This window comes from Vreelandella sp. 21 (assembly GCF_050995515.1).
Lineage (GTDB): Bacteria > Pseudomonadota > Gammaproteobacteria > Pseudomonadales > Halomonadaceae > Vreelandella > Vreelandella alkaliphila.
In genome coordinates this window covers 1,973,190-1,994,193 of the sequence record NZ_CP194673.1, presented here as the reverse complement: position 1 = coordinate 1,994,193, position 21,004 = coordinate 1,973,190, and the positions used below count along the sequence as shown (strand labels likewise).

Below are 21,004 nucleotides of genomic sequence, written 5' to 3'. Positions count from 1 at the left end.
CGTTTTTTCAAAGCGTGAGACGCGCTATGGTGGAAATGTTTGATAACTCAGCAGCATTAAATAAGGCAGCTTGACTGCCCGGTACCCATAATAAACGAGCTAACGAACAGGGTAAGGAGAAGCGCGTGGAAATACTAACTAACCTCCTAGGGGCAATTAACGGTGTCGTTTGGGGCCCGATAATGTTGGTCCTACTGCTAGGTGTAGGGATTTACTTACAGATTGGCTTGAAACTGATGCCGATTAGAAAGCTCGGTGTGGGTTTCAAACTAATGTGGCAAGGCCGCGACCCTAAGCCTAGCAAAGCAGATGCTGACCAGGCGTCTGCTGACCAAGACGGTGAGATTTCGCCTTTTGATGCACTGATGACGGCGCTATCTGCCACGATTGGCACAGGTAATATCGCGGGTGTGGCAACGGCTATTGCGCTTGGTGGCCCAGGTGCGGTGTTCTGGATGTGGATCACTGCGTTAGTGGGGATGGCCACTAAATTTTCTGAAGCAGTTCTGGCTGTGCGTTATCGTGAAACCGATAGCACTGGCTACCATGTCGGTGGCCCGATGTTCTATATAAAGAATGGCCTCGGTAAGAAATGGCTCTGGCTGGGGGGGCTGTTCTCATTCTTTGGTGCGGTAGCAGCTTTCGGGATCGGTAACACCGTACAGTCCAACTCTGTAGCGGATGCTATGGATTCTACCTTTGGTGTTCCGCATTGGCTAACCGGCGTAATTATCATGGTGCTGGCGGGTGCTGTTATCCTCGGTGGCATTAAGCGCATTGCAAAAGTAGCCGGTAAACTAGTGCCCATCATGGGGATTGCTTACGTGATTGCCGGGCTGTTGGTATTGATCATTAATGCAAGCCAAATTGGTGAAGCGTTTGGTTTGATTTTCTATTACGCCTTTAATCCGATGGCAGCAGCGGGTGGCTTTGCCGGTGCGGCAGTAATGGCAGCTATCCGGTTTGGTGTAGCACGCGGTATTTTCTCTAACGAAGCAGGTTTAGGTAGTGCACCAATTGCACACGCAGCAGCGCAGACCAAAAACCCGGTTCGCCAAGGCCTCATCGCCATGCTGGGCACCTTTATCGATACCATCGTCGTTTGCACCATTACGGCACTGGTTATTTTGACCTCCACGGTATGGATTGATGGTGAGGCGGGTGCATCACTGACGGCGCTTTCGTTCGATGCTGCCTTGCCCGGTTTTGGTAACCAGATTGTTGCGATTGCCCTAGCTGTGTTTGCATTCACCACCATTCTTGGCTGGTCTTTCTACGGCGAAAAGTGCTGTCAGTTCCTGTTCGGTACACGTTCGATTATGCTGTATCGCGTGCTGTTCGTTCTGGCAATCCCGCTGGGTGCTATCGCGCAGCTTGGTTTTATTTGGCTGATGGCTGATACCTTTAACGCTATGATGGCCATTCCTAACTTGATCGCGCTGGCGCTACTTTCGCCAGTGGTATTCAAACTTACCCGTGATTACTTTGCAGGCAAAGATGTGCTGCCAGGTGAAGCGCTGGATCATGATAAGTAAGCCCTATTCAACGTAATATGGGCCGATAAGATGTAATAGAGCCGGGAAGCCAGTCATGGCTTCCCGTTTCTCTTTCTCGACCGAGGAAATCCCATGACCGACCTTAAACAGACGCCACTCCATGAATTGCATCTTTCGCTAGGAGCCAAAATGGTTCCCTTTGCGGGTTATGACATGCCGGTGCAATACCCATTGGGTGTCAAAAAAGAGCATGAGCACACACGTCAGCAATGTGGGCTGTTTGATGTTTCTCACATGGGCCAAATAGCGGTTTCTGGTGACAATGTTGCCGAAGCGCTTGAGTCACTCATCCCAGCAGACCTAGTGGGGTTAAGCAAAGGTGAACAGCGCTACGGACTATTAACCGGGACTGATGGCGGTATTATCGATGATCTAATGGCCGTCAATGCAGGTGATCATTTTTATTTAGTCGTCAATGCTGCTTGCAAAGAGCAGGATATTGCCCATCTGCGTACGAATCTTGCTGCTACTCATCACATTGAGGTGCTCGACCGTGGGCTACTGGCTCTGCAAGGCCCGCAAGCACGCGATGTCATGGAACGTTTGTGCCCCCAAGCGTGTGAGCTAACGTTTATGCAGCATGGCCGCTTCACGATGGCGGGGCAGGAAGTCTGGATTAGTCGTAGCGGTTACACCGGTGAAGATGGCTTTGAAATATCAGTGGCTTCTGATGCATGCCAGGCATTTGCAGAGCAGCTGTTAGCTGAGCCCGAAGTTGAAGCGATTGGTTTGGGTGCGCGCGACTCGCTTCGCCTAGAAGCAGGGCTGTGTTTGTACGGGCACGATATGGATATGACGACGACGCCTGTAGAAGCTGGGCTTATTTGGGCGATTGGTAAGCCTCGCCGACATGATGGGGAGCGTCCAGCAGGTTTCCCAGGAGCGGATCTTATTCTGCACCAAGTAGCCGCGAAAGATCATACGCGTAAGCGGGTAGGGCTAGTGGCAGAAGGGCGTGCACCAGTAAGAGAGGGCGCGCTTTTAGTTGATGCAAATGGCAATGAAATTGGTGTTGTGACTTCCGGTGGCTTTGGGCCAAGTGTTGGTAAGCCAATTGCCATGGGGTACGTGGGGCGCGAATGGGAAGCGCCTGAGACCACTGTTTATGCGTTGGTGAGAGGTAAACAGCTGCCGATGGTGGTGACACCTACCCCGTTTGTGAAGCCGGGCTATTATCGCGGCTAACACCGCCAATGTTCATAAAAAAGCCCCTGAAATTCAGGGGCTTTTTTACGTCATCTTAATACTTGTCGAGGATCAATCGGTTTGCCACCTTGACGCAGGTCGAAAAGCAAGTCGTAGCGCTGTGTCGCACTACTTTGGCCGACATCACACAGCGGGTCGCCTGTACTCACTTGCTGGCCGACACGGACTAAAATGCGTTCGCACAGCGCGTAGACGGTTTGTAAGTTATCCGCATGATGAATAATGACAACTTCGCCAAGCTGGCGCATTCCATCTGCAAAACGCACTTCACCTGGCGCGACTGCTTGGGCTTTGGCACCTGCTTGTGTGGCCAGTAGCATAGGTTGAAGCGTACCACGGCTATCGGCACCAAAACGGCGCACAATCCGGTAATCCTCTAAGGGCCAAGGCCAACGACGTGCAGATGCAGGTAGGCTTGCGCTTGGCGTCGGTGCCGACGCTGGCCGGCTTGCGCTGGAACTGCTGGCGCTGCTTGAGGTGGTGCTGCTACTAAGCGGTACACTGACAATTTGGCCAACTCTGAGCGCTGTTGGAGAGGTGCCTGGATTGGCACTCTGTATACGCCCCGGCGTGGTGCCAAAATGGCGCGCGATACTTGAGTAGGTATCGCCAGGCCGAATCTGGTAGCGATAGGGCCCGCCAGAGGGCGCTCGCTCTTGCTGGGTAGGTATTAATAAACGCTGTCCAACGTTTAAGCGTTGAGCATTTGTTCCGGGGTTGAAGCGTTCAAGACGTTCTAGTGGAACGTTTGCTCGGTTCGCAAGTTTTCCCAGCGTATCGCCGCGCTGTACCTCTACCCATTCACCATTTATTTGACCGGCAGTACTACTGGGGACAGGGTTATTTTGATCATTTGAAGAGTGAGAGCCAGCACATCCCACTAACAACGTTGCTAGCACACAGACCGCTAACCACCGAGCTAGTCGTGGTTGGTTTGCTTGGCTAACAAGGCGTCTTTTTCCTGCCAGAGTGAATTGATCCATGCGTGGAACCGTTCCTTGTGCTGCTGTTCTTCGTGATAGTTGGCTTCGTTCATCCATTGGGGAATAGCGAGTTGCCTTGCGTTAAGTGTAATGCAAGCCTCTTTTCCGCATAGAAAACCCCAGAAAGTTGGCGTTGGATTTTCATAGCTGATGGTTACATCCAAAATGCCATCCAGTTTGTCACCAAGCAGGCTAAGCACCTGAGAGACACCGCCAGCCTTGGGTCTCAGTAAGTGCCGAAATGGGCTTTGCTGTTTTTCCCGTTTTGCTAAGGTAAAGCGTGTCCCCTCGACAAAATTAAATATTGCAATAGGGGCATTTCTAGCTTGCCGGCAAACGCGCTCAGTTGACTCACGGTCGATAGTGGCGAGTTTAGGGTTTTTGGCAAGTTGCTCTCGACTGAAGCGCCGCATAAAAGGGAATTCTAACGCCCAAAATGCCAGCCCGACGATAGGAATCCAAATTAACTGATGTTTCAAAAAGAACCGAGGCATTGGAATGCGGCGATGCAATGCCATAAACAGAATGAAGATATCTGTCCAACTGCGGTGGTTTGAAATAACCAGCCACCATTGATGTGGACTGAGTGAGTCCGGAATGCTGATATTGACATCAGGCTTGATCCACCGGCGCATCCACCACAGATTTGCGCCAATCCAATTGAGCGCAACGCTGCACAGGCCATCAAGAATTCTCTGTTTTTGATGTCGTCCTGGGGTGATGACTTTTAACAGCGTTAACAAAATGAGTGGCACGCCCCAAAACAGCGTCGTTAGCGTCAGCAACAACAGGCTGACGACTCCTTTGGCAGTAGACATACCACAGTTCCTTTTACGTATGATGACACCAGTGGTGCAATTCTAGCGATAGGTGACCAATTTAAAGGCAACCCCGCGTAAATGCTAAAGGATCACGCCCCCGCTGCCCAGTATATTACCAAACCTTAGCATGCTTAACGGATGTGCTAGGGCGTCAGTGTCGGTGTGTTGATACCTTCGATTAGCACTTTACTCAGTGCCTGTGCCGCGACAGATAACTCATGATGCGTCAGTATCCCAACTCGGCAGGCAATGCCTGGTGAGGTTAAGGGAACGCAACGAGCGCCGAGTTGGTGCATTTGCTGAATACACATTGAAGGCACGGCACTTACACCTAAGCCATCTGCCACCATTCTACCAACGGTTGAGAGCTGATGGCTTTCAAAAGCGACCGGTAAGTCAATGTGTTGTTTGGCAAGTCCCTGCTCTAACAATCTACGCACCATTGATGGGCGTTGAAGGGTAATAAAATCCTGTTGTAACAATGTGGCCCAGCTCAGTGTGTTGGCCTGGGCCAAGCCTGATTCGGGGGGGACAACAGCGATAAACTGATCTTCAAAGAGTGGCGTAAACGTTAAGCTGCCGGTTCCTTCGGGTAAAAAGGCAATGCCGATTTCCACTTGGCGAGAGCGCACCATGTCGATGACTTCTTCGTTGATAACATCATGGACAGTAATATTAATTTTAGGATATTGCCGACGAAAGGTAACCAGAGCGCTGGGAAGCAAATTACACGCAAAAGAGGGCATGGCTGCTACGCTTAAACGGCCAAGTTGGAGAGTGAAGCGTTGGCGTAGTCGCTCTTCAGTATTATCCCATTGAGCAAGTAAATGCTTCGCCAGTGGGATAAGGGTTTCACCTTCAGGTGTGAGTCGAACGCTACGGGTACTGCGTATCAGCAGTTTTCCCCCCAGCGAATCTTCAAGCCCTTTGATGGCCAAGCTGAGTGCTGGCTGAGACAAGTGCAGGCGCTCACAGGCTTGGGTAAAGCTCAGAGTTTGGGCTACCGCCAGAAAAGCGCGAAGTTGCTTAACGGTCATACAGACCCTTTAATAAGTTTTTTATATAAATTGATAAGAAAAACAAACTTAACAAATATATCATCTGGTACAACACTGGCTATACAGATCCAACCGCATCATAACGACGCGTGCAACGTACCACCGATAATAATGCGAGGCATAACAATGGCAGGATTTGATAAGCGTGTATCTTCCTATGAGGAAGCGATGGAAGGTATCGAAAGCGGCATGACCGTTATTGCTGGCGGTTTTGGCCTTTGCGGCATTCCTGAGAATTTGATCGCTGAGATTAAACGTCGGGCTGTCACTGACCTCACGGTAGTATCTAATAATTGCGGTGTTGATGGTTTCGGGCTAGGTGTGCTGCTCGAAGATCGTCAGATTCGTAAAATTCTCGCTTCTTATGTTGGCGAGAACGCAATGTTTGAACAGCAAATGCTTAACGACGAAATTGAAGTTGTGCTAACACCCCAAGGCACGCTGGCCGAGAAAATGCGCGCCGGTGGTGCGGGTATCCCCGCATTTTATACCGCCACAGGTTACGGAACACCTATTGGTGAAGGTAAAGAGGTGCGTGAATTTAACGGCCGCCACTATATTTTAGAAGAAGCCATTACCGGTGATTTCGCGATTGTTAAAGGCTGGAAAGCGGATCGCTACGGCAACGTCATGTATCGGCATACGGCACAGAACTTCAATCCCATGGCAGCCACCGCTGGAAAAATAACGGTTGTAGAAGTTGAGGAAATTGTTGAACCAGGCGAATTGGAGCCAAGCCAGATCCATACCCCCGGTATCTATGTGGATCGCATTATTCAAGGCTCATTCGAGAAGCGCATCGAAAAACGCACGGTACGTAGCTGATCGCTCTCTGGTTTAGACATTTTCACTCAATAAGAGGTATACACCATGGCTTTAACACGTGAGCAAATGGCACAGCGCGTTGCGCGTGAACTTGAAGATGGCTTTTACGTCAATTTAGGTATCGGCATACCTACGCTGGTTGCCAACTATGTGCCTGACGGCATTGATGTCATGCTGCAGTCCGAAAATGGACTGCTGGGTATGGGGCGTTTTCCCACTGAGGAAGAAGTTGATGCTGATATGATCAACGCTGGTAAGCAGACGGTCACCGCTCGTCCTGGGGCTGCTATTTTCTCTTCAGCAGAATCATTCGCTATGATTCGTGGCGGTCATGTGGATCTGACCGTGCTGGGTGCTTTTGAAGTGGACCAAGAGGGAAATATTGCGTCATGGATGGTGCCAAGCAAGCTCATCAAAGGGATGGGCGGCGCGATGGATTTGGTTGCTGGCGCAGAAAACATTATCTGTACCATGACGCACGCCTCGAAACACGGTGAGTCCAAGTTACTAGAAAAGTGCACGCTTCCTCTAACAGGGGCAGGTTGCATTAATCGTGTATTGACCGACCTCGCTTATTTGGAAATTAAAGACGGTGCTTTTATTCTCAAAGAGCGTGCACCGGGTGTCAGTGTTGAAGAAATTATTGAAAAAACAGCTGGCAAACTGATTGTGCCCGACCACGTTCCTGAAATGACGTTTGACGCGGAATAACCCTTAGTCGACTACTTTTAGCAGGCGTGAGCTGATCAGCTCACGCCATTTCACAGCGGGTGTGGAAAGGTAGCAGGATTTCAGCAATACGCTCATGGTCGTCGCCGACATGTTTTTGCACGAGTGCTAGTCCCCCCAGACAAAGGCGATGCTCATCGCCTGAGCTGAAAACGGTCTTTAATGGCATTGCAGGATAAAATCGATGCTCAATTAGCGGTGACACGGCAAATACGCCGTTTTGTTGCCCCTCAAAACTGGGCATGCCGCATGCTTCAAGCTGACTATGCAAGGTGTCTAGGGGCTCGCCAATCGTTGAGCAGTCGAAACCTGCGTGATGCAGTCTAGGGCCCATGATCGCTAGCCAGGCAGCGAGGGGGTGTGCCTGTTGTAATTGCTGGTAAAGTGCCCAAGAGGGCATTGGCCATGGGCGTCCTCGGCATAGTAAATTTTGCCCTTGGCAATCGGCCGGATGACTTTGTAGCACGAGCTGCGTTAGTGCTTCGCGGGGTGCTTTTGAAAGCGCACCCAGCTGCAATTCTGCTAATACCAGCCAACTGCTACTGTCATTAGGTGCAAGTAAATGCACCAAAAGGCCTTTATCAGCCATAGCGTAATGGCCAACTGATCGGTAGCCCATATGTGCAAGGCTGGTGTTGAGCTCGCTAGCAGCAAAGGGGCCATAATTTAGCGTCACCAAGGTCAAATACTCGGCTGACGTACTTAGCGGCCACAATCTTAGTCCGCCAAGGTCTGGGTGTGTATGCACGTAGTCCAGCCAAAGCTGTTGAACAAACTCCTCTCGCTGCATTGGGATACCCTCGCCGCCTAATCGAACGCCACATGAACTGTCATATAAACTGTGATACTTCAGTATAGGCAAGCGAAGATTTGGTTGTTCAACGGGTGTAAACGTCAGTTTTAACGCCTGGGTTAAGAAGCCAGCAGCTGCTGTTGGCGCACAAAATGGTCGAACTCAGTAAAACCACCGATGTGCTGTTGGTCAACAAACACTTGGGGAACGGTATGAATAGGTTTGCCAGCCGTTTTTGCAATATCTTCCTTGGTAACGCCTTCTGAAGGCATATCAACGTAGCGGTAGCCTTCTATCTTTCCGTTATTCTCTAAATGCTCTGCGAGATGCTTTGCGCGTACGCAGAAAGGGCATGACATGCGGCCAAAAATTACCACAAACATCGTAGAAACTCCTTTAGGATAAAGATCTATTAAAAATGGGTTGCCTATTGTGGCGCAGCTCATGCAGTTTGGCTAATAGCGCTACACTACACGCTTCATTAAGCCGTGTTATGGGCGAATGTTTAATAATTTGGAAGAACGTATGCGAACCTTAGCTGCCCAAGAATACGCGCGCTTAGCTGAATTAGCGTTGCATTATCGAGATGCGCATCTGCGCTCAATGAAGCAGGCGGATCATTATAACCCTCGTCTTGGAGTTGATGCACTGTGCTTCCAGCCTTGGGAAGAGGAGCATGCGTCACTACTGGTCGGTGCGTTAATAACACCTTGTGCGATGTGGCTAGTTGCTGTGCCATGCCTGAATCAGCATGGTCCCCTGGGAAATGCATTGCGTCTCAACCTTCCTTCTGGCCACTATTCGCTCTCATGTGAACAGTTGCCCAGCGGCAGCGAGCTTTATAAGCGCGTCATTCTGGAGGATCTAAGTGATCTGGAAAGTATGCAGGAAGCTGCGCGACTAGCCCAACGCATGATGATGCAGCTAATGGTGTCTGATAAATCTTCTTCAGAGGTTGGTTAGGCAGAAACGTCTACCTCTATCTACACTGTTGTTTTTACATTTTTACTCTGAATAATCTCAGCAAAAGGAACGTTTATGTCCTCTGAAAAAGCTGTCACACCCCGTGTTGCTGTGGTCACTGGCACTAGCAGCGGTATTGGTGAAGCGGTGGTGAAACATTTCTGTGAGCAGGGTTTTCAAGTGTTAGCAGTAGACTTTAACCCGGCTGGAAAAGAAGTGGCTGACGCGGCTGGCGCAGCGTTTTATCAGGGGGATTTAACCGACCCCGACGCGTGCCGTGGAGCGATTGCTGATGCGGTTAAACGCTTTGGTGGCGTCGATATTTTGGTTAATAATGCAGGTATTCAGCACGTCGCTTCTATTGAGACGTTCCCTGAAGAGAAGTGGCGTCAAATCATTGATTTAATGCTGACAGCGCCGTTTTTGCTTACCCAGGCAGCATGGCCACATATGCGTAAAAAAGGCTGGGGACGTGTGATTAATATTGCGTCTGTTCATGCGCAGGTGGCTTCGCCTGGCAAAGCCGCTTATATCAGTGCCAAGCACGGCATGATCGGGCTAACGAAAACCGCCGCTTTAGAAGGTGGCGAGCAGGGGATTACCGCCAATACTATTTGCCCTGCCTATGTGAAAACACCGCTGGTAGATAATCAGATCGCCGACCAAGCCAAGCTACATGGGATGGATGAGCAAGAGGTGATTGAAAAAATCATGCTGAAAAACGCAGCGGTTAAGCGCTTGATCGAGCCTTCCGAGGTTGCTCAACTAGTTGCTTACTTAGCTTCCGATGCGGCAGGCGCTGTAACGGGCGCAAGTTGGAACATTGATCTAGGATGGACCGCCCAATAACATCAAGTTGACGCCCACTCTTTGCGTCGTTGTTGCGCAAAGAGTGGGGGAATTACCGACGTACCGGGCGCTTCTGTAATTTGCGTTGTAATGTGCGCCGATGCATGCCGAGTGCCCTAGCCGTGGCTGAAATGTTGCCATCATGCTCTTGCAACACCTTTTGAATGTGCTCCCACGTTATACGGTTGATAGAGGGAGGGTTGTCGGCTAGCTCAATATTTGGATCGCCATCCTGATGGTCAAAAGCTGCAATAACATCGTCGGCATCTGCTGGTTTACACAGATAGTTAACGGCGCCAAGTTTGATGGCTTCTACCGCTGTGGCGATGCTGGAATACCCCGTTAATACCACAATACGGCAATTCGGTGCGCTTGCCAGCATGTCGGGCAGTAGCTTAAGCCCGGAACTATGCTCAAGTTTTAGATCGAGTGTTGCCATCGTTGGCATGAACTGCGTGATCAGCGTCATTGCTTGATCAGCATCGTGGGCAACTTGCACTTCAAAACCACGACGCGAAAGCGCTCTGCTTAACACGTGACAAAACATTTCATCATCGTCGACGATTAAAAGGCGTTGGTCTTGCGTCTGCATGATGTCCTCGATTTTCTGGCGAATGCTCTGCGTCGCTGTTACTTATCAGGGGCGGAACAAAGCGGCAACGTCACTTCCGTTAACGTACCGCCTTCAGGATGATTGTACAGACTTACTCCACCACCGAAACGATTAATGGTGGCATGGGTTAAAAACAGCCCGATCCCCATGCCTTTGCTTTTGGTGGAAATAAACGTATCGCCTAGCTGGTCAGCAATCGACATGGCGATGCCGGGGCCGTGGTCGCGTATATCAATAACAACGCTTTCATCTTGCCAATCCAAGCGAATAGCAATGTGCTCTGGATTAGCGTCGGCAGCGTTATTCAGCAAATTGGTTAGCGCTTGATCTAATGTGGCATCGACGGCCAACCAGGGACGGCCGCGTTTCTCGGCAACATCAAAAAAGTGGCTAACATCTGGCCTGATAACGAGCCAACGTTGCACAACGGTGGCTAACCACAGTTCAGCATCCAGTATCTCTGGTTCTGCCATGCGCCGACGATCAGCCGTCGTGACAAGGTGTTGTAAGCGTGATTTGCACACGTCTACCTGCTGGCGAAGAATGGCTATATCTTGTTGCAAGGGGGAGTCATTAGGCGCGTCTTGGTACATTTCATTTAGCAGTACGGCCATGGTTGAAAGCGGCGTGCCAAGCTCATGAGCCGTACCAGCGGCCTGAGTAGCAACGGCTAATACCTGTTCATTGCGCAGGGCCGCTTCTCGCGTGCGAGATAGTGCTTTATCTCGATTACGCAGTGCGTGGGCCATTTTGTAGATAAAGAACGTGACAAGCCCGGCTGATAAGCCGAAATTAAGCCACATACCCAATACGTGCAGGCTTAGTGGGCCGTCGCTGTTAATGTGGCCCAGCTGAGGTATCGGGTGATAAAAGAACATCAGGTAGGTGTACCCGGCCATTGAACACGCGGCGATGATCCAAGCATGCCGCCAGGGAAGTGTTGCGGCGGCAATAGTGACAGGCACTAAATAGTAAGTAATAAAGGGGTTTGTTGAGCCGCCTGAAAAATAAAATAGCAGCGTTAAGCCTGCAATATCGGCCAATAAGTGGGCAAGATATTCGAAATGATTAACCGCTTTTGGTCTGCCTAAACGCCACCATGTGACGATATTCAGTATCCCCATGGCAATCACAACACTGACGACTGCGGTCACTGGCAAGTCGAAAGCGAGTAGCTCTATGCCAACAATAATGGCCAGTAAAAAACCGGTCCAGGTGATACCTCTGACGATCGTTAATCGAACGAGGTTACGGTTTGGCGTCGAGAGCGGGAGAGGTAGGGCGGTAGGCATAGCGTGCTTATTTGCTCGATGCTTTCACGTTGTGAATAACATATTTTATAAATAACGTCATAACGAACGTCAGCCATCCCGCCGAGGCAAGCAAGTTGAATAGCAGCATTTTAGGAGGTAGCCAGGCACTGCCCAGTACAGCCTCTAACATGATATGGAAAAACATAGCGAGCAAGAGTGGCAGTGCTAGCGTATGAATCCACATGTCAGTACGGCGCTTACGTACGTGATAGCGTTTCAACAGGTAACGCAATGGACGGTGCGCCCAACCGAATAGCACGAGTGCACCAACAACGAATAGGACAGCCAGCGTCGGTTCGGTACTCCCAAAATACATTGAAAAGGATATCGACCAGGCAAGACCAAGCCATAATAATCCTTCAATACTGGCGATAATGTCCGCATAGCGACGCACATTCTGCATAAAAAACTGAGTCCTTGATCTTACAAAGTGTCGCCATGATACGACACTTGGGAACGACTGTGGGATGGATAGGGGAGATTTATCCCTTACCCGTATTGGGTATACTGTTCTGACCCTTTTACTTAATTCATTTCTGCACAGGACTTGCCGTGGACGCTATTACGTTGACTCGCCCCGATGATTGGCATCTTCATTTACGTGATGATGAGGCGCTAAGCGCTGTGGTAGGTCATACCGCCGCCCAAATGGGGCGTGCGATTATAATGCCTAATCTAAAGCCGCCGATAACCACTACCGCACAAGCACTAGCGTATCGGCAGAGAATTTTAGCAGCGTTGCCCGAAGGGAGTTCTTTTGAACCTTTGATGACGCTCTATTTAACAGACACGACGCCCCCTGAAGAAATTGAGCGTGCTGCTGAAAGTGGTGTCGTGAAAGCCGTGAAGCTCTATCCCGCGGGCGCTACCACTAACTCTGCATCGGGCGTCACCGACATTGCGCACTGCGATGACACTATTGCGATGCTAGCAAACGTTGGTATGCCGCTGTTGGTGCATGGTGAAGTTACCGATCATGAAATTGATATTTTTGATCGAGAAGCGGTGTTTATTGAGCAGGTTATGAAACCGCTTTTGGCTAGACACCCTAATCTTAAGGTAGTGTTTGAGCATATTACGACCCAGCAGGCTGCCGAGTTTGTCGCTGCTGCGCCTGATAATATTGCTGCCACGATCACAGCCCATCATCTGCTGTTTAACCGCAACAAAATGCTGGCAGGTGGTATTCGTCCGCATTATTACTGCTTGCCCATACTAAAGCGTGAGCAGCACCGTCAGGCGTTGTTAAAAGCGGCGACCAGCGGCAGCCCTAAATTCTTTTTGGGCACCGATAGTGCGCCTCATGCCCAGGGTGACAAAGAGTCTAGCTGCGGCTGTGCAGGGGCATATACAGCGCCTGCTGCCATTGAGCTCTATGCAGCTGCCTTCGAGGAAATGGGTGCCTTGGACAAGTTAGAAGCGTTTGCCAGCCTCAATGGACCACGTTTTTATGGATTACCGGCTAATGCTGATAGCGTGACGTTGGAGCGTCGTTCATGGAGTCTGCCAGCGCATTATCCCTATACGGCTGGTCAGCATATTATTCCATTAATGGCGGGTGAGAGCTTGGCATGGAAGCTGAAAGCGTAGTTCGTATAGCTGGATAGCAAATCATAAAAACGGAGCCAACTGGCTCCGTTTCTTTAACGCTTTAAGCACTCTTTTTTAACGTCTATTTCTTGTTCTTACCAAGCTCGATCAGCATCTGATCCACCATCCGTGATGAATGGTCAGCCGCGATGTCTAAAAATTGCTCGAATGACAGGTGGTTGTCACCGCCGCCGGGTATATCAGACAGCGCGCGAATGACCACAAATGGGCAGCCATAAAGATGACATGTTTGTGCAATAGCGGCGCCTTCCATCTCGACGGCTAGCATGGTTGGAAACTGTTCACGGGTAGTCGCGACACGAACAGGATCGGCCATAAAGGCATCGCCTGTGGCGATGAGCCCCTCACGTACATTGACTTCACCTAATGAGGCAATGGCGTTGCGGGCAATATCACGAAGTTGTTTGTCTGCTTGGTAGGCTGCCGGCATTCCAGGTACCTGACCAAGCTCATAGCCAAAGACCACTGCGTCAACGTCATGATGGCGAACTTCATCCGAAATAATCACATCACCAATAGCAAGGTCGCTCGCAAAGCCGCCTGCGGAACCAGTGTTAATGATCGCATCAGGCTGGTGCCGCTCAAGTAAAATCGCGGTGCCTACCGCCGCATTGACCTTGCCTATCCCCGACTGCAGCACAATAATTTCCAAGCCGTGACGTGTGCCCGTATAAAAAACGAAGCCAGCATGCTCGTAGCGTTCAGCGCCTTCTAGCTGTCCTGCCAGTATGTTCACTTCCTGCGCCATCGCGCCGATGATTCCAATACGTTGCACTCGTGATTACTCCTTAATAAATCGTTAACGGCAGTGGTGTGTGTAACACTACTGCTCTAGGCCTTTGTCGTGCCGTTCAGCGGCTTCTAGCGTGTTTTCAAGTAGCGTGGCAACGGTCATCGGCCCAACGCCGCCAGGCACGGGTGTAATGAAACTGGCACGCTCTGCCGCGGCTTTAAAATCAACGTCACCAGTGAGCGTGCCGTCGTCTTGGCGATTAATGCCAACGTCAATCACGATGGCGCCTGGTTTGATCCATTCCCCTTTGACAATGCCGGGTTTGCCGACAGCGACAACAACCAAGTCAGCGCGGCGCACATGAGACTCAAGCTGTAGCGTGAAGCGGTGGCATACCGTGGTGGTGCAACCTGCCAGCATCAACTCCAACGCCATCGGCCGACCGACAATGTTGGACGCGCCGACTACAGTGGCATCTAACCCTCGAACGGCAATGCCGCTATGGGCGAGCATGGTCATAATACCTTTAGGTGTGCAGGGCCTGAGCGAGGGCATACGTTGCGCTAGACGACCAATGTTGTATGGGTGAAAGCCGTCAACGTCCTTGTCTGGGCGAATGCGCTCAAGAATAGGGCGAGAGTCTAAATGCTCTGGCAATGGTAGTTGAACAAGAATGCCGTCAACCGTTGCATCGTTGTTTAACTGATCGACCAGTGCTTCAAGTTCATGCTGCTGCGTATCAGCGGGTAGCGCATGTTGAAAAGAGTGGATGCCTGCCTGCTCACAGGCGCGGTGTTTGTTGCTGACATAAACATGGGAGGCTGGGTCTTCCCCGACCACAACAACAGCTAGTCCAGGTGCCCGAGCGCCAGCTTGCTGGCGCGCGCTGATTTTCTCGGCAACTTGCTGGCGGACATTAGCGGCGATGGCCTTACCATCGATAAGTTGGGCGGTCATGTAATAGAATCCCTGTGAAGGTTAGAAACGAAGCTGAGTGACTATGTCTAGGCCGTGGCGTTTAAAGTATGGGGGCGGCGCGTGAGCATCGTGCCCGAACACCGATACTTAAACCCTGCTATCTATAATTCAGCCCCTGGAATTGTGTGGCTGAGCGCAGGAGGTCACTGGCTTTCGAGAAGGCCTGATTTTCGCATGCTAGGGCGGCAAGGCAAAGCTTCTAACGAATCAATCACTTTAGGTGTTGACTTTAAACTCAGAAATAGTAATATATGCCTCGCTTGAGACGGGACATGCAGCAGCGTCTAAGGTAAGAAATCGGGATGTAGCGCAGTCTGGTAGCGCGCCTGCTTTGGGAGCAGGATGTCGGGGGTTCGAATCCCTCCATCCCGACCACATACCTAGCGCGGAAGGTGGTAACTTGCTTTTCCGAACATTGGTTGTGGTCAAGTGCTCATCAGTATTCAGTCTCTTAGAATGCTTTATGTGCGCCCATAGCTCAACCGGATAGAGCAACGGCCTTCTAAGCCGTAGGTTGCGGGTTCGAGTCCTGCTGGGCGTGCCATTAAAGCTTTTTATTGGACGCTTTCGGTAAGACATGTAAGTCAGTACTTCATCAATGGTGGATGTAGCTCAGTGGTAGAGCCCCGGATTGTGGCTCCGGTGGTCGTGGGTTCGATCCCCATCATCCACCCCATTTGATGACACGTATTAATTATATGCAATTCTAGTTTTAGGTTGTGGTGGATGTAGCTCAGTGGTAGAGCCCCGGATTGTGGCTCCGGTGGTCGTGGGTTCGATCCCCATCATCCACCCCATTAACCTTGATATTTATCCTCAAAAAATCCTCTCCCATTGTCATTACTTTTCCCCTTTATTAATTATTTTGTTTGAAACCAAGCTGACCTATGTTCGGCTTTTTTGCGTTTTTGGTCGCTCGTGTTTTAAGCCTCTTTACCTTATTTGCTACGCAATGCCTTTCCTAGGTTTTGTCCTTTGATTCATTTCTGGCCCGAAAAATTACTCTCTATCTGAAATTGCTGCGAAATTTCCCTAGGCTTCTTATCGCGATGCCGCCTTAGTAGGGGAGCAGGTCTGCGCTTGATGAACCGCTTAAAAAGGTCTTTAGTAAGAAGCGCTGGTGCATTTTGATGGCTTTGGCGATACGTGTAGTGAAGTCATCTATATTATTTTTTAATGCGATATTTGTTGCTGCTTTTTGGTCTAAAAACAGTTTTTTAAGCTATTTTAATGCTGTTTGGTTAGTGATATTTTTTAATGAGTTGTTTGTTGAAAATAATCATTTGAACTGTAGGCAGTATTTTCTTTTACGGAGTGCAACGCAATGGCGCGTCAAACGGTGGTGTTAGGGGCAGGTATGGTCGGTGTCAGCATTGCATGGCACCTGCAGCAGCGTGGTCATCAAGTAACGCTGGTTGATCGTCGCCAACCTGGTCGTGAAACCTCTTTCGGCAATGCTGGCATTATCCAGCGCGAAGCGGTTCGTCCTTATGCTTTCCCGCGGGATATGAAAACCATCCTGAGCGTGCTGCCAAACAAGCGTGTTGATATTCGTTATCGGCCTGCAGGCATGATTAATGCTGCTTCGCCGCTGTTGAGCTACTGGCATAACTCTTCTAGCCGACACTATAAAAAAATAGTGCCTGAGTATGCGTCATTGATACAGCTCTGCTTGAAGACTCACGGCCCCATGATTGAAGCGGCAAATGCTGATCATTTGGTTCGCCGGGAAGGCTGGTTGGAAATTTATCGCACGCCTGAGGAGCTAGCAAAACGCGTAAAAGAAGCGCAAGACGCCCGTGACAATTTTGGTGTTCAGTTTGACGTTTTGGACCGCGCTGCATTAGAGGCTAAAGAGCCAGATTTGGGTAGCGATATTATTGGTGCTATTCACTGGCTTGACCCTTGGACAGTTGCCGACCCAGGTGGGCTGGTTGCCGCTTATGCCGATACTTTTGTCCAGCAGGGCGGGCGTATTTTGCAAACTGATATTGAGGGGGTGAAGCAGCAAGGAGAGCGCTGGCAAGTCGATACGGCTGCTGAGTGCCTAGAAGCAGATGAGGTTGTCGTTGCACTAGGTCCATGGGCAGGTAGCTGGCTGAAAGGCTTAGGCTATCATTTCCCGACCTTTGTTAAGCGCGGCTATCACATGCACTACGCCACACAGCCCTCTAAAAAGCTTCATTACTGGTTAATGGATGCGGAGGTGGGTTACTTGCTTGCGCCTATGAATGCAGGCGTCCGGTTAACCACCGGGGCTGAGCTTGACCGGCTTGAGTCGCCAGCAGATGAGCAGCAGTTAGCTGCTGCAGAAAAAGTTGCACGCACGATATTCCCCCTCGCTGAGCGTCGCGACGCCTCTGCTTGGAAAGGCGCGCGACCATGTTTGCCTGACATGAAGCCTGTTATAGGGCCGGCTCCCAAGCATCGTGGTCTGTGGTTAGCTTTTGGACATGGGCATCAGGGATTTACCCTAGGTCCTGCTACCGGGCAATTACTGGCGGATATGATAGAAGGTAAGCCGACAGAGATTGATATGGCGCCTTTCAGAGCTGACCGTTTCTAAATCAGTGGGTAGCTGTTGGCTTAGTACTGTTGGCTTAGTACTGTTGGCTTAGTACTGTTGGCTTAGTACTGTTGGCTTAGTACTGTTGGATAAGTACTTAATGGGAAAGGCTGCTTGGTAGTAAAGCATGATGTTTGCTATCTTGGTGCAACATATCGCAATCGTGAGGTGAAAGATGGATGTTGCCGTAAGCAACGCAGTGAGCACCGCACTCTATATGAATCAAGCACAATCTGCTGAACAAGCACAGATGCAGCTTTTTAAGCAGTCTCTTGATATGCAAGCACAGCAAGTGTCGGAAGTACTTGCCTCTGCCAACATGGGGGCTCAGCCAGACCTTGCCCAAGATGGCAACGTGGGGACTCAGGTCAATACTTACGCCTAGCCAAATAAACGTCAGTACGAAAAAAGCGCCGACAAGTTCGGCGCTTTTTTTCAATTTCCCTTCACGACCCTTTTAGCGGTTGCTCTAGCTCCTCTTTTTACGCCGCTAGTGCCTATATTCTTGATTCCCCCTTTGCTATCCATGGTATGCCGCAGCGGCCTAGTTGCGTTACCATATATCCATGTAAACGCCGATATTTAAGGCGCCATCCCAGTCATAACGTTGCACCATTTTTAGAGAACTCCATGTCTGACGCCAAATTAGCGCGCGAAGCAGAACTACGCCGTACGTTTGCGATTATTTCGCACCCAAATCATTGGCGCTGTGCCGCTTAATTCCAAACTGTTCCGCTTTTTTATTCCCGCTCCCTTCCTGCCTGCTTTTTGCCTGTTCTGAACTGTTCCATTTCATTCCTTTTCGTGCCAATCTTTTTAAGTACAAGGGCGAGTACAAATTACTGTGCTGTGACTCGTATTTTTAGTTTGTACTCACCGAAACGAGGCAGGGTATGGCAATTACTGATAGTTGGCTAAAAGCCCAGCATGGCAAAGAGCAAGAACGAACACAGGTTAAGAATGACCGTGACGGCCTTGGTGCGCGCGTGTCACCTAAAGGTAAGATAACTTTTCAAGTCCGATATCGTTTTGAAGGTAAGCAACATCGAATTGATGTTGGCACTTACCCAATCACCTCGCTAAAGCAGGCTCGTGAAGAAGCGCTCCAAGTACGACGCTATGTTGAGGAAGGCAGCAACCCGCGTATCGAGCGTGAACTGATCAGATTGGAGAGAAAAGGAGGGGAAAATTTTGAGGCGTTATTTAGAGATTGGTATGCCTCGTATTGCGTGAAACAAAAGAAAAGCCCAGAGCAGATATTGCGTAGCTTTGAGATTCATTGCTTTCCGCACGTAGGCCATCTGCCTGCAGATAAGATAGCGACCGAACGCTGGCTGACATTACTGGAAGATGTACGCGACCTAACCCCAGCCATAGCTGAACGCTTGTTGATTAACACCAAGCAAGCATACAAATGGGCTGAGCGACGCCGACGCGTTCACAGTAACCCAGTGCTGCATATTGGCAGCGCAACTGATCTACGTGTGAAGAAGAAAACCACTGTCAGAGTGCTTAACGATAAAGAGATAGCGTTGATGTGGGAGGCGTTAGAGCGATCACGGATAACACCTAAAAATCGTTTATTCGTGAAGCTGGCACTTTTTTATGGATGCCGCAATGGGGAGTTGAGATTAAGCAATAGAGGGGATTGGGATTTAGAGGAAGGGGTTTGGACGGTACCGGCTGAGCATCACAAAACAGGCCTGCAAACGGGAAAACCATTGAAAAGGCCTATCACTGGGCCGGTTAGACGGTGGATTGAGGAAGCAATACGGCTGTCACCCACCGCACCAAAAGGCGGAGCGGTGTTTAATAATAATGGTTCGCGTGAGCGGATGACGGATAGCGCTAGTTTAGCGCCACCCTATAACTTAATGCAGTGGACAAGGCGGCATAAGAAAATCGAAGTCCTTCACTGGTCAATGCACGATCTTCGTCGAACTATGCGCACTAACATGAGTCGCCTCGCGCCCTATCATGTGGCTGAGACGATGGTAGGGCATAAGCTGCCAGGAGAGCAGTCTGTTTATGATCATTATGATTATCTTGATGAACAGCGCGCCGGATATGATGCATGGTGGGAGAAAATTCAAGAAATAGTTGAAACTCATGCCGCTATGCGGGCTTCGTAGTTTTCAATATCCTCAATTCGCCAGCGGTTTTGCCCAGCATTGCCGCTAATCGCGGGGGCTGGAAAGGGGGATGATTTACGCTGCATCCAGCGATACAACGTAGTGCGGCCGATACTATAACGTTCGCACACCTCGCGGGTTGTTAAATAACCTTTAGTCATAAATTCCTCCAGGCACAAAAAAACCGCTCATTGGCGGCGGTAGTCTTTGAATAACTTGGTCGATAATCGCCAGCGTGGCGTATCAGGAATAAGCCGCCGTTTGCGGACTATCTCGGCGACTCGCTTGGCGTTCGGGAGCTGGTCGAGCATCTTGGTACTCCTTACAGCTGACGATAATGCGGTGTTTGCTTTTGCTCAGTATGGGCATTGACGAAAAGGGCAGGTGGTCGCAGTCGGCTATGGCGTGGCGGCAAGACATGCACGCCGTGGGTTTTGGGTAATAGCTCATTTCTCTCCTAGGCCACCAGCGATCCAGTCGCTTTGATTTTCGGCAAAGCGTCGATGCGCTCGAAAAGCGTGTCGGCTTCTGCGTCGTCGGCTTTCTCGAAGCGATAGAACCCCGCTGTCTTGGCAGCTTCCATAAAGTTGGGCGTCATGTTCCGCAACGCTTCGTCTGGTAGCTTCGTGGCGCTACATGGCTTGCCGTTTATAACGGCAATGGCATGGACGCGCTCAAGGCAGTAGCCCGTTGAGGCCTCGGTAATATTGATTGTCGCGCTTTCGTCATCGCAAGCGAGCCAGGCAAAGGCCTCGATAATGCGCCCTTTATGCTTACCCTCAGTGACTTCTGCTTTTAGATCGCCCAAAGCGGTGACCATCTTTACTTTGCCTCCCGCTAATAGCGGGCGTTTGTCGTTTTCGTCATCGCCGATGATGTGCGTTGTGATGTTCAGTTTCATAATCAGCCTTTGTAAATATCGCCTGACATTGTTTTGCAGCTACCCGCAACGTGCTTACAGCGTATGTCTCCACTCATGCTGCTAACGCTGCCAGTCACATCGCCGCATGTGATATCACCGCTTTGCGTTTTGGCGCTGCTGCAGCTCCCTGTAACGCTGACACTGCCAGCGGCAACTTCTACTTTGTCGGTGTCACCATGAATTTCAACGGTGACAGGGCCTACTAGAGAACCGCTTTGCGCAACACCATCAACAGTCACATGGCCATCACCATTGATGACTACGTAGCGACCCACAAAATCACGGCCATCTATCGTGACACGACTCTTGCCTTTACCGCTTGACTGAAATACGTTCATGAATACCTCCAAATA

At 50.2% G+C, this 21,004-nt stretch carries 24 protein-coding genes and 4 tRNA genes; 14 read left to right on the top strand and 14 right to left on the bottom strand.

The genetic code is table 11. The features are described from left to right. Window positions 1-125: 125 nt before the first annotated feature. Window positions 126-1,535 (top strand): alanine/glycine:cation symporter family protein, encoded by a 1,410-nt coding sequence (locus tag ACN06F_RS09435; RefSeq protein WP_038484435.1) that lies wholly within the window; start codon window positions 126-128, stop codon window positions 1,533-1,535. A 93-nt stretch (window positions 1,536-1,628) separates the two neighbouring features. Further along, on the top strand, window positions 1,629-2,741 hold the full coding sequence (gene gcvT / locus ACN06F_RS09430) for a glycine cleavage system aminomethyltransferase GcvT (RefSeq protein WP_433925090.1): 1,113 nt from the start codon (window positions 1,629-1,631) through the stop codon (window positions 2,739-2,741). A gap of 50 nt (window positions 2,742-2,791) precedes the next feature. On the opposite strand, the gene ACN06F_RS09425 is transcribed toward gcvT, so the two are convergent. From ACN06F_RS09425 to ACN06F_RS09415, 3 genes are all read right to left on the bottom strand, one after another. Continuing rightward, window positions 2,792-3,745, bottom strand: a complete 954-nt coding sequence (locus ACN06F_RS09425; protein WP_433925089.1) for a LysM peptidoglycan-binding domain-containing protein — start codon at window positions 3,743-3,745, stop codon at window positions 2,792-2,794. Beyond that, window positions 3,682-4,563, bottom strand: a complete 882-nt coding sequence (locus ACN06F_RS09420; protein WP_433925088.1) for an acyltransferase — start codon at window positions 4,561-4,563, stop codon at window positions 3,682-3,684. The genes ACN06F_RS09425 and ACN06F_RS09420 overlap by 64 nt, the downstream gene beginning before the upstream one ends. Before the next feature lie 146 nt (window positions 4,564-4,709). Then, on the bottom strand, window positions 4,710-5,603 hold the full coding sequence (locus tag ACN06F_RS09415; protein WP_038484424.1) for a LysR family transcriptional regulator: 894 nt from the start codon (window positions 5,601-5,603) through the stop codon (window positions 4,710-4,712). Window positions 5,604-5,750: 147 nt separating this feature from the next. Between ACN06F_RS09415 and ACN06F_RS09410 the strand changes: the two genes are divergently transcribed. Then, window positions 5,751-6,449: a CoA transferase subunit A gene (locus ACN06F_RS09410; RefSeq protein ID WP_009724478.1), complete on the top strand. Its 699-nt coding sequence runs from the start codon at window positions 5,751-5,753 to the stop codon at window positions 6,447-6,449. Window positions 6,450-6,494: 45 nt separating this feature from the next. Beyond that, entirely contained in the window at window positions 6,495-7,160 is a 666-nt protein-coding gene (locus ACN06F_RS09405) for a CoA transferase subunit B (RefSeq protein WP_433925087.1), read from the top strand. 40 nt (window positions 7,161-7,200) lie between these two features. Here the strand turns inward: ACN06F_RS09405 and ACN06F_RS09400 are convergent, their stop codons facing one another. Together ACN06F_RS09400 and ACN06F_RS09395 are read right to left on the bottom strand one after the other, a co-directional pair. Next, on the bottom strand, window positions 7,201-7,968 hold the full coding sequence (locus ACN06F_RS09400; protein WP_038484418.1) for a DUF1338 family protein: 768 nt from the start codon (window positions 7,966-7,968) through the stop codon (window positions 7,201-7,203). Window positions 7,969-8,090: 122 nt separating this feature from the next. Further along, on the bottom strand, window positions 8,091-8,354 hold the full coding sequence (locus tag ACN06F_RS09395; RefSeq protein WP_433925086.1) for a GrxA family glutaredoxin: 264 nt from the start codon (window positions 8,352-8,354) through the stop codon (window positions 8,091-8,093). A 142-nt stretch (window positions 8,355-8,496) separates the two neighbouring features. On the opposite strand from ACN06F_RS09395, the gene hybE reads away from it, so the two are divergent. Together hybE and ACN06F_RS09385 are read left to right on the top strand one after the other, a co-directional pair. Then, entirely contained in the window at window positions 8,497-8,934 is a 438-nt protein-coding gene (gene hybE / locus ACN06F_RS09390; RefSeq protein ID WP_120386928.1) for a [NiFe]-hydrogenase assembly chaperone HybE, read from the top strand. A 75-nt stretch (window positions 8,935-9,009) separates the two neighbouring features. Beyond that, window positions 9,010-9,783: a 3-hydroxybutyrate dehydrogenase gene (locus ACN06F_RS09385; protein WP_038484408.1), complete on the top strand. Its 774-nt coding sequence runs from the start codon at window positions 9,010-9,012 to the stop codon at window positions 9,781-9,783. A gap of 52 nt (window positions 9,784-9,835) precedes the next feature. Here the strand turns inward: ACN06F_RS09385 and ACN06F_RS09380 are convergent, their stop codons facing one another. From ACN06F_RS09380 to ACN06F_RS09370, 3 genes are read right to left on the bottom strand one after another with little or no spacing between them, the layout of a single operon-like run. Beyond that, window positions 9,836-10,375, bottom strand: coding sequence for a response regulator transcription factor (locus ACN06F_RS09380; protein ID WP_038484404.1), 540 nt, complete (start codon window positions 10,373-10,375; stop codon window positions 9,836-9,838). Between the two features lie 38 nt (window positions 10,376-10,413). Beyond that, a complete protein-coding gene (locus tag ACN06F_RS09375) occupies window positions 10,414-11,688 on the bottom strand; it encodes an ATP-binding protein (RefSeq protein ID WP_198349699.1) in 1,275 nt (424 codons plus the stop codon). A gap of 7 nt (window positions 11,689-11,695) precedes the next feature. Then, the gene (locus tag ACN06F_RS09370; RefSeq protein WP_038484398.1) at window positions 11,696-12,112 is read right to left on the bottom strand and encodes a hypothetical protein; all 417 of its coding nucleotides are present in this window, start codon (window positions 12,110-12,112) and stop codon (window positions 11,696-11,698) included. Between the two features lie 149 nt (window positions 12,113-12,261). On the opposite strand from ACN06F_RS09370, the gene pyrC reads away from it, so the two are divergent. Further along, entirely contained in the window at window positions 12,262-13,299 is a 1,038-nt protein-coding gene (pyrC, locus tag ACN06F_RS09365; RefSeq protein WP_038484395.1) for a dihydroorotase, read from the top strand. A gap of 82 nt (window positions 13,300-13,381) precedes the next feature. Here pyrC and mtnN read toward each other — a convergent pair whose 3' ends face one another. Next, window positions 13,382-14,095, bottom strand: a complete 714-nt coding sequence (gene mtnN / locus ACN06F_RS09360) for a 5'-methylthioadenosine/S-adenosylhomocysteine nucleosidase (protein ID WP_038484392.1) — start codon at window positions 14,093-14,095, stop codon at window positions 13,382-13,384. Window positions 14,096-14,143: 48 nt separating this feature from the next. After that, the gene (gene folD / locus ACN06F_RS09355) at window positions 14,144-15,010 is read right to left on the bottom strand and encodes a bifunctional methylenetetrahydrofolate dehydrogenase/methenyltetrahydrofolate cyclohydrolase FolD (RefSeq protein ID WP_038484389.1); all 867 of its coding nucleotides are present in this window, start codon (window positions 15,008-15,010) and stop codon (window positions 14,144-14,146) included. Window positions 15,011-15,329: 319 nt separating this feature from the next. On the opposite strand from folD, the gene ACN06F_RS09350 reads away from it, so the two are divergent. The 7 genes from ACN06F_RS09350 (at window position 15,330) to ACN06F_RS09320 (ending at window position 19,729) form a co-directional block, all read left to right on the top strand. Continuing rightward, window positions 15,330-15,406 (top strand) — tRNA-Pro (locus ACN06F_RS09350). Between the two features lie 92 nt (window positions 15,407-15,498). Further along, a tRNA-Arg gene (locus ACN06F_RS09345) sits at window positions 15,499-15,575 on the top strand. A gap of 57 nt (window positions 15,576-15,632) precedes the next feature. After that, window positions 15,633-15,707: transfer RNA gene (locus ACN06F_RS09340), tRNA-His, on the top strand. 46 nt (window positions 15,708-15,753) lie between these two features. Further along, window positions 15,754-15,828, top strand: a tRNA-His gene (locus ACN06F_RS09335). A 527-nt stretch (window positions 15,829-16,355) separates the two neighbouring features. Then, window positions 16,356-17,597, top strand: a complete 1,242-nt coding sequence (locus tag ACN06F_RS09330) for an NAD(P)/FAD-dependent oxidoreductase (protein ID WP_433925085.1) — start codon at window positions 16,356-16,358, stop codon at window positions 17,595-17,597. Window positions 17,598-17,772: 175 nt separating this feature from the next. Further along, entirely contained in the window at window positions 17,773-17,982 is a 210-nt protein-coding gene (locus ACN06F_RS09325; RefSeq protein ID WP_198349701.1) for a putative motility protein, read from the top strand. A 508-nt stretch (window positions 17,983-18,490) separates the two neighbouring features. Further along, window positions 18,491-19,729 (top strand): tyrosine-type recombinase/integrase, encoded by a 1,239-nt coding sequence (locus ACN06F_RS09320; protein WP_433925084.1) that lies wholly within the window; start codon window positions 18,491-18,493, stop codon window positions 19,727-19,729. Here the strand turns inward: ACN06F_RS09320 and ACN06F_RS09315 are convergent. From ACN06F_RS09315 to ACN06F_RS09300, 4 genes are all read right to left on the bottom strand, one after another. Next, window positions 19,705-19,890: a helix-turn-helix transcriptional regulator gene (locus ACN06F_RS09315; RefSeq protein ID WP_433925083.1), complete on the bottom strand. Its 186-nt coding sequence runs from the start codon at window positions 19,888-19,890 to the stop codon at window positions 19,705-19,707. The genes ACN06F_RS09320 and ACN06F_RS09315 overlap by 25 nt on opposite strands. A 27-nt stretch (window positions 19,891-19,917) precedes the next feature. After that, on the bottom strand, window positions 19,918-20,040 hold the full coding sequence (locus tag ACN06F_RS09310) for a hypothetical protein (protein ID WP_433925082.1): 123 nt from the start codon (window positions 20,038-20,040) through the stop codon (window positions 19,918-19,920). 146 nt (window positions 20,041-20,186) lie between these two features. Further along, complete coding sequence (locus tag ACN06F_RS09305) at window positions 20,187-20,630, bottom strand: hypothetical protein (protein ID WP_433925081.1); 444 nt, start codon at window positions 20,628-20,630, stop codon at window positions 20,187-20,189. 2 nt (window positions 20,631-20,632) lie between these two features. Then, entirely contained in the window at window positions 20,633-20,989 is a 357-nt protein-coding gene (locus ACN06F_RS09300) for a hypothetical protein (protein WP_433925080.1), read from the bottom strand. Between the last annotated feature and the right edge of the window lie 15 nt (window positions 20,990-21,004).

Coding starts and splice junctions, on each gene's coding strand:
- ACN06F_RS09370 (WP_038484398.1), bottom strand. CDS start 12,112: ATGCAGAATGTGCGTCGCTATGCGGACATTATCGCCAGTATTGAAGGA.
- ACN06F_RS09420 (WP_433925088.1), bottom strand. CDS start 4,563: ATGTCTACTGCCAAAGGAGTCGTCAGCCTGTTGTTGCTGACGCTAACG.
- ACN06F_RS09330 (WP_433925085.1), top strand. CDS start 16,356: ATGGCGCGTCAAACGGTGGTGTTAGGGGCAGGTATGGTCGGTGTCAGC.
- ACN06F_RS09380 (WP_038484404.1), bottom strand. CDS start 10,375: ATGCAGACGCAAGACCAACGCCTTTTAATCGTCGACGATGATGAAATG.
- ACN06F_RS09315 (WP_433925083.1), bottom strand. CDS start 19,890: ATGACTAAAGGTTATTTAACAACCCGCGAGGTGTGCGAACGTTATAGT.
- ACN06F_RS09305 (WP_433925081.1), bottom strand. CDS start 20,630: ATGAAACTGAACATCACAACGCACATCATCGGCGATGACGAAAACGAC.
- ACN06F_RS09400 (WP_038484418.1), bottom strand. CDS start 7,968: ATGCAGCGAGAGGAGTTTGTTCAACAGCTTTGGCTGGACTACGTGCAT.
- ACN06F_RS09405 (WP_433925087.1), top strand. CDS start 6,495: ATGGCTTTAACACGTGAGCAAATGGCACAGCGCGTTGCGCGTGAACTT.
- gcvT (WP_433925090.1), top strand. CDS start 1,629: ATGACCGACCTTAAACAGACGCCACTCCATGAATTGCATCTTTCGCTA.
- hybE (WP_120386928.1), top strand. CDS start 8,497: ATGCGAACCTTAGCTGCCCAAGAATACGCGCGCTTAGCTGAATTAGCG.
- ACN06F_RS09395 (WP_433925086.1), bottom strand. CDS start 8,354: ATGTTTGTGGTAATTTTTGGCCGCATGTCATGCCCTTTCTGCGTACGC.
- ACN06F_RS09320 (WP_433925084.1), top strand. CDS start 18,491: ATGGCAATTACTGATAGTTGGCTAAAAGCCCAGCATGGCAAAGAGCAA.
- ACN06F_RS09310 (WP_433925082.1), bottom strand. CDS start 20,040: ATGCTCGACCAGCTCCCGAACGCCAAGCGAGTCGCCGAGATAGTCCGC.
- ACN06F_RS09375 (WP_198349699.1), bottom strand. CDS start 11,688: ATGCCTACCGCCCTACCTCTCCCGCTCTCGACGCCAAACCGTAACCTC.
- ACN06F_RS09425 (WP_433925089.1), bottom strand. CDS start 3,745: ATGGATCAATTCACTCTGGCAGGAAAAAGACGCCTTGTTAGCCAAGCA.
- ACN06F_RS09415 (WP_038484424.1), bottom strand. CDS start 5,603: ATGACCGTTAAGCAACTTCGCGCTTTTCTGGCGGTAGCCCAAACTCTG.
- ACN06F_RS09300 (WP_433925080.1), bottom strand. CDS start 20,989: ATGAACGTATTTCAGTCAAGCGGTAAAGGCAAGAGTCGTGTCACGATA.
- ACN06F_RS09385 (WP_038484408.1), top strand. CDS start 9,010: ATGTCCTCTGAAAAAGCTGTCACACCCCGTGTTGCTGTGGTCACTGGC.
- folD (WP_038484389.1), bottom strand. CDS start 15,010: ATGACCGCCCAACTTATCGATGGTAAGGCCATCGCCGCTAATGTCCGC.
- ACN06F_RS09325 (WP_198349701.1), top strand. CDS start 17,773: ATGGATGTTGCCGTAAGCAACGCAGTGAGCACCGCACTCTATATGAAT.
- ACN06F_RS09410 (WP_009724478.1), top strand. CDS start 5,751: ATGGCAGGATTTGATAAGCGTGTATCTTCCTATGAGGAAGCGATGGAA.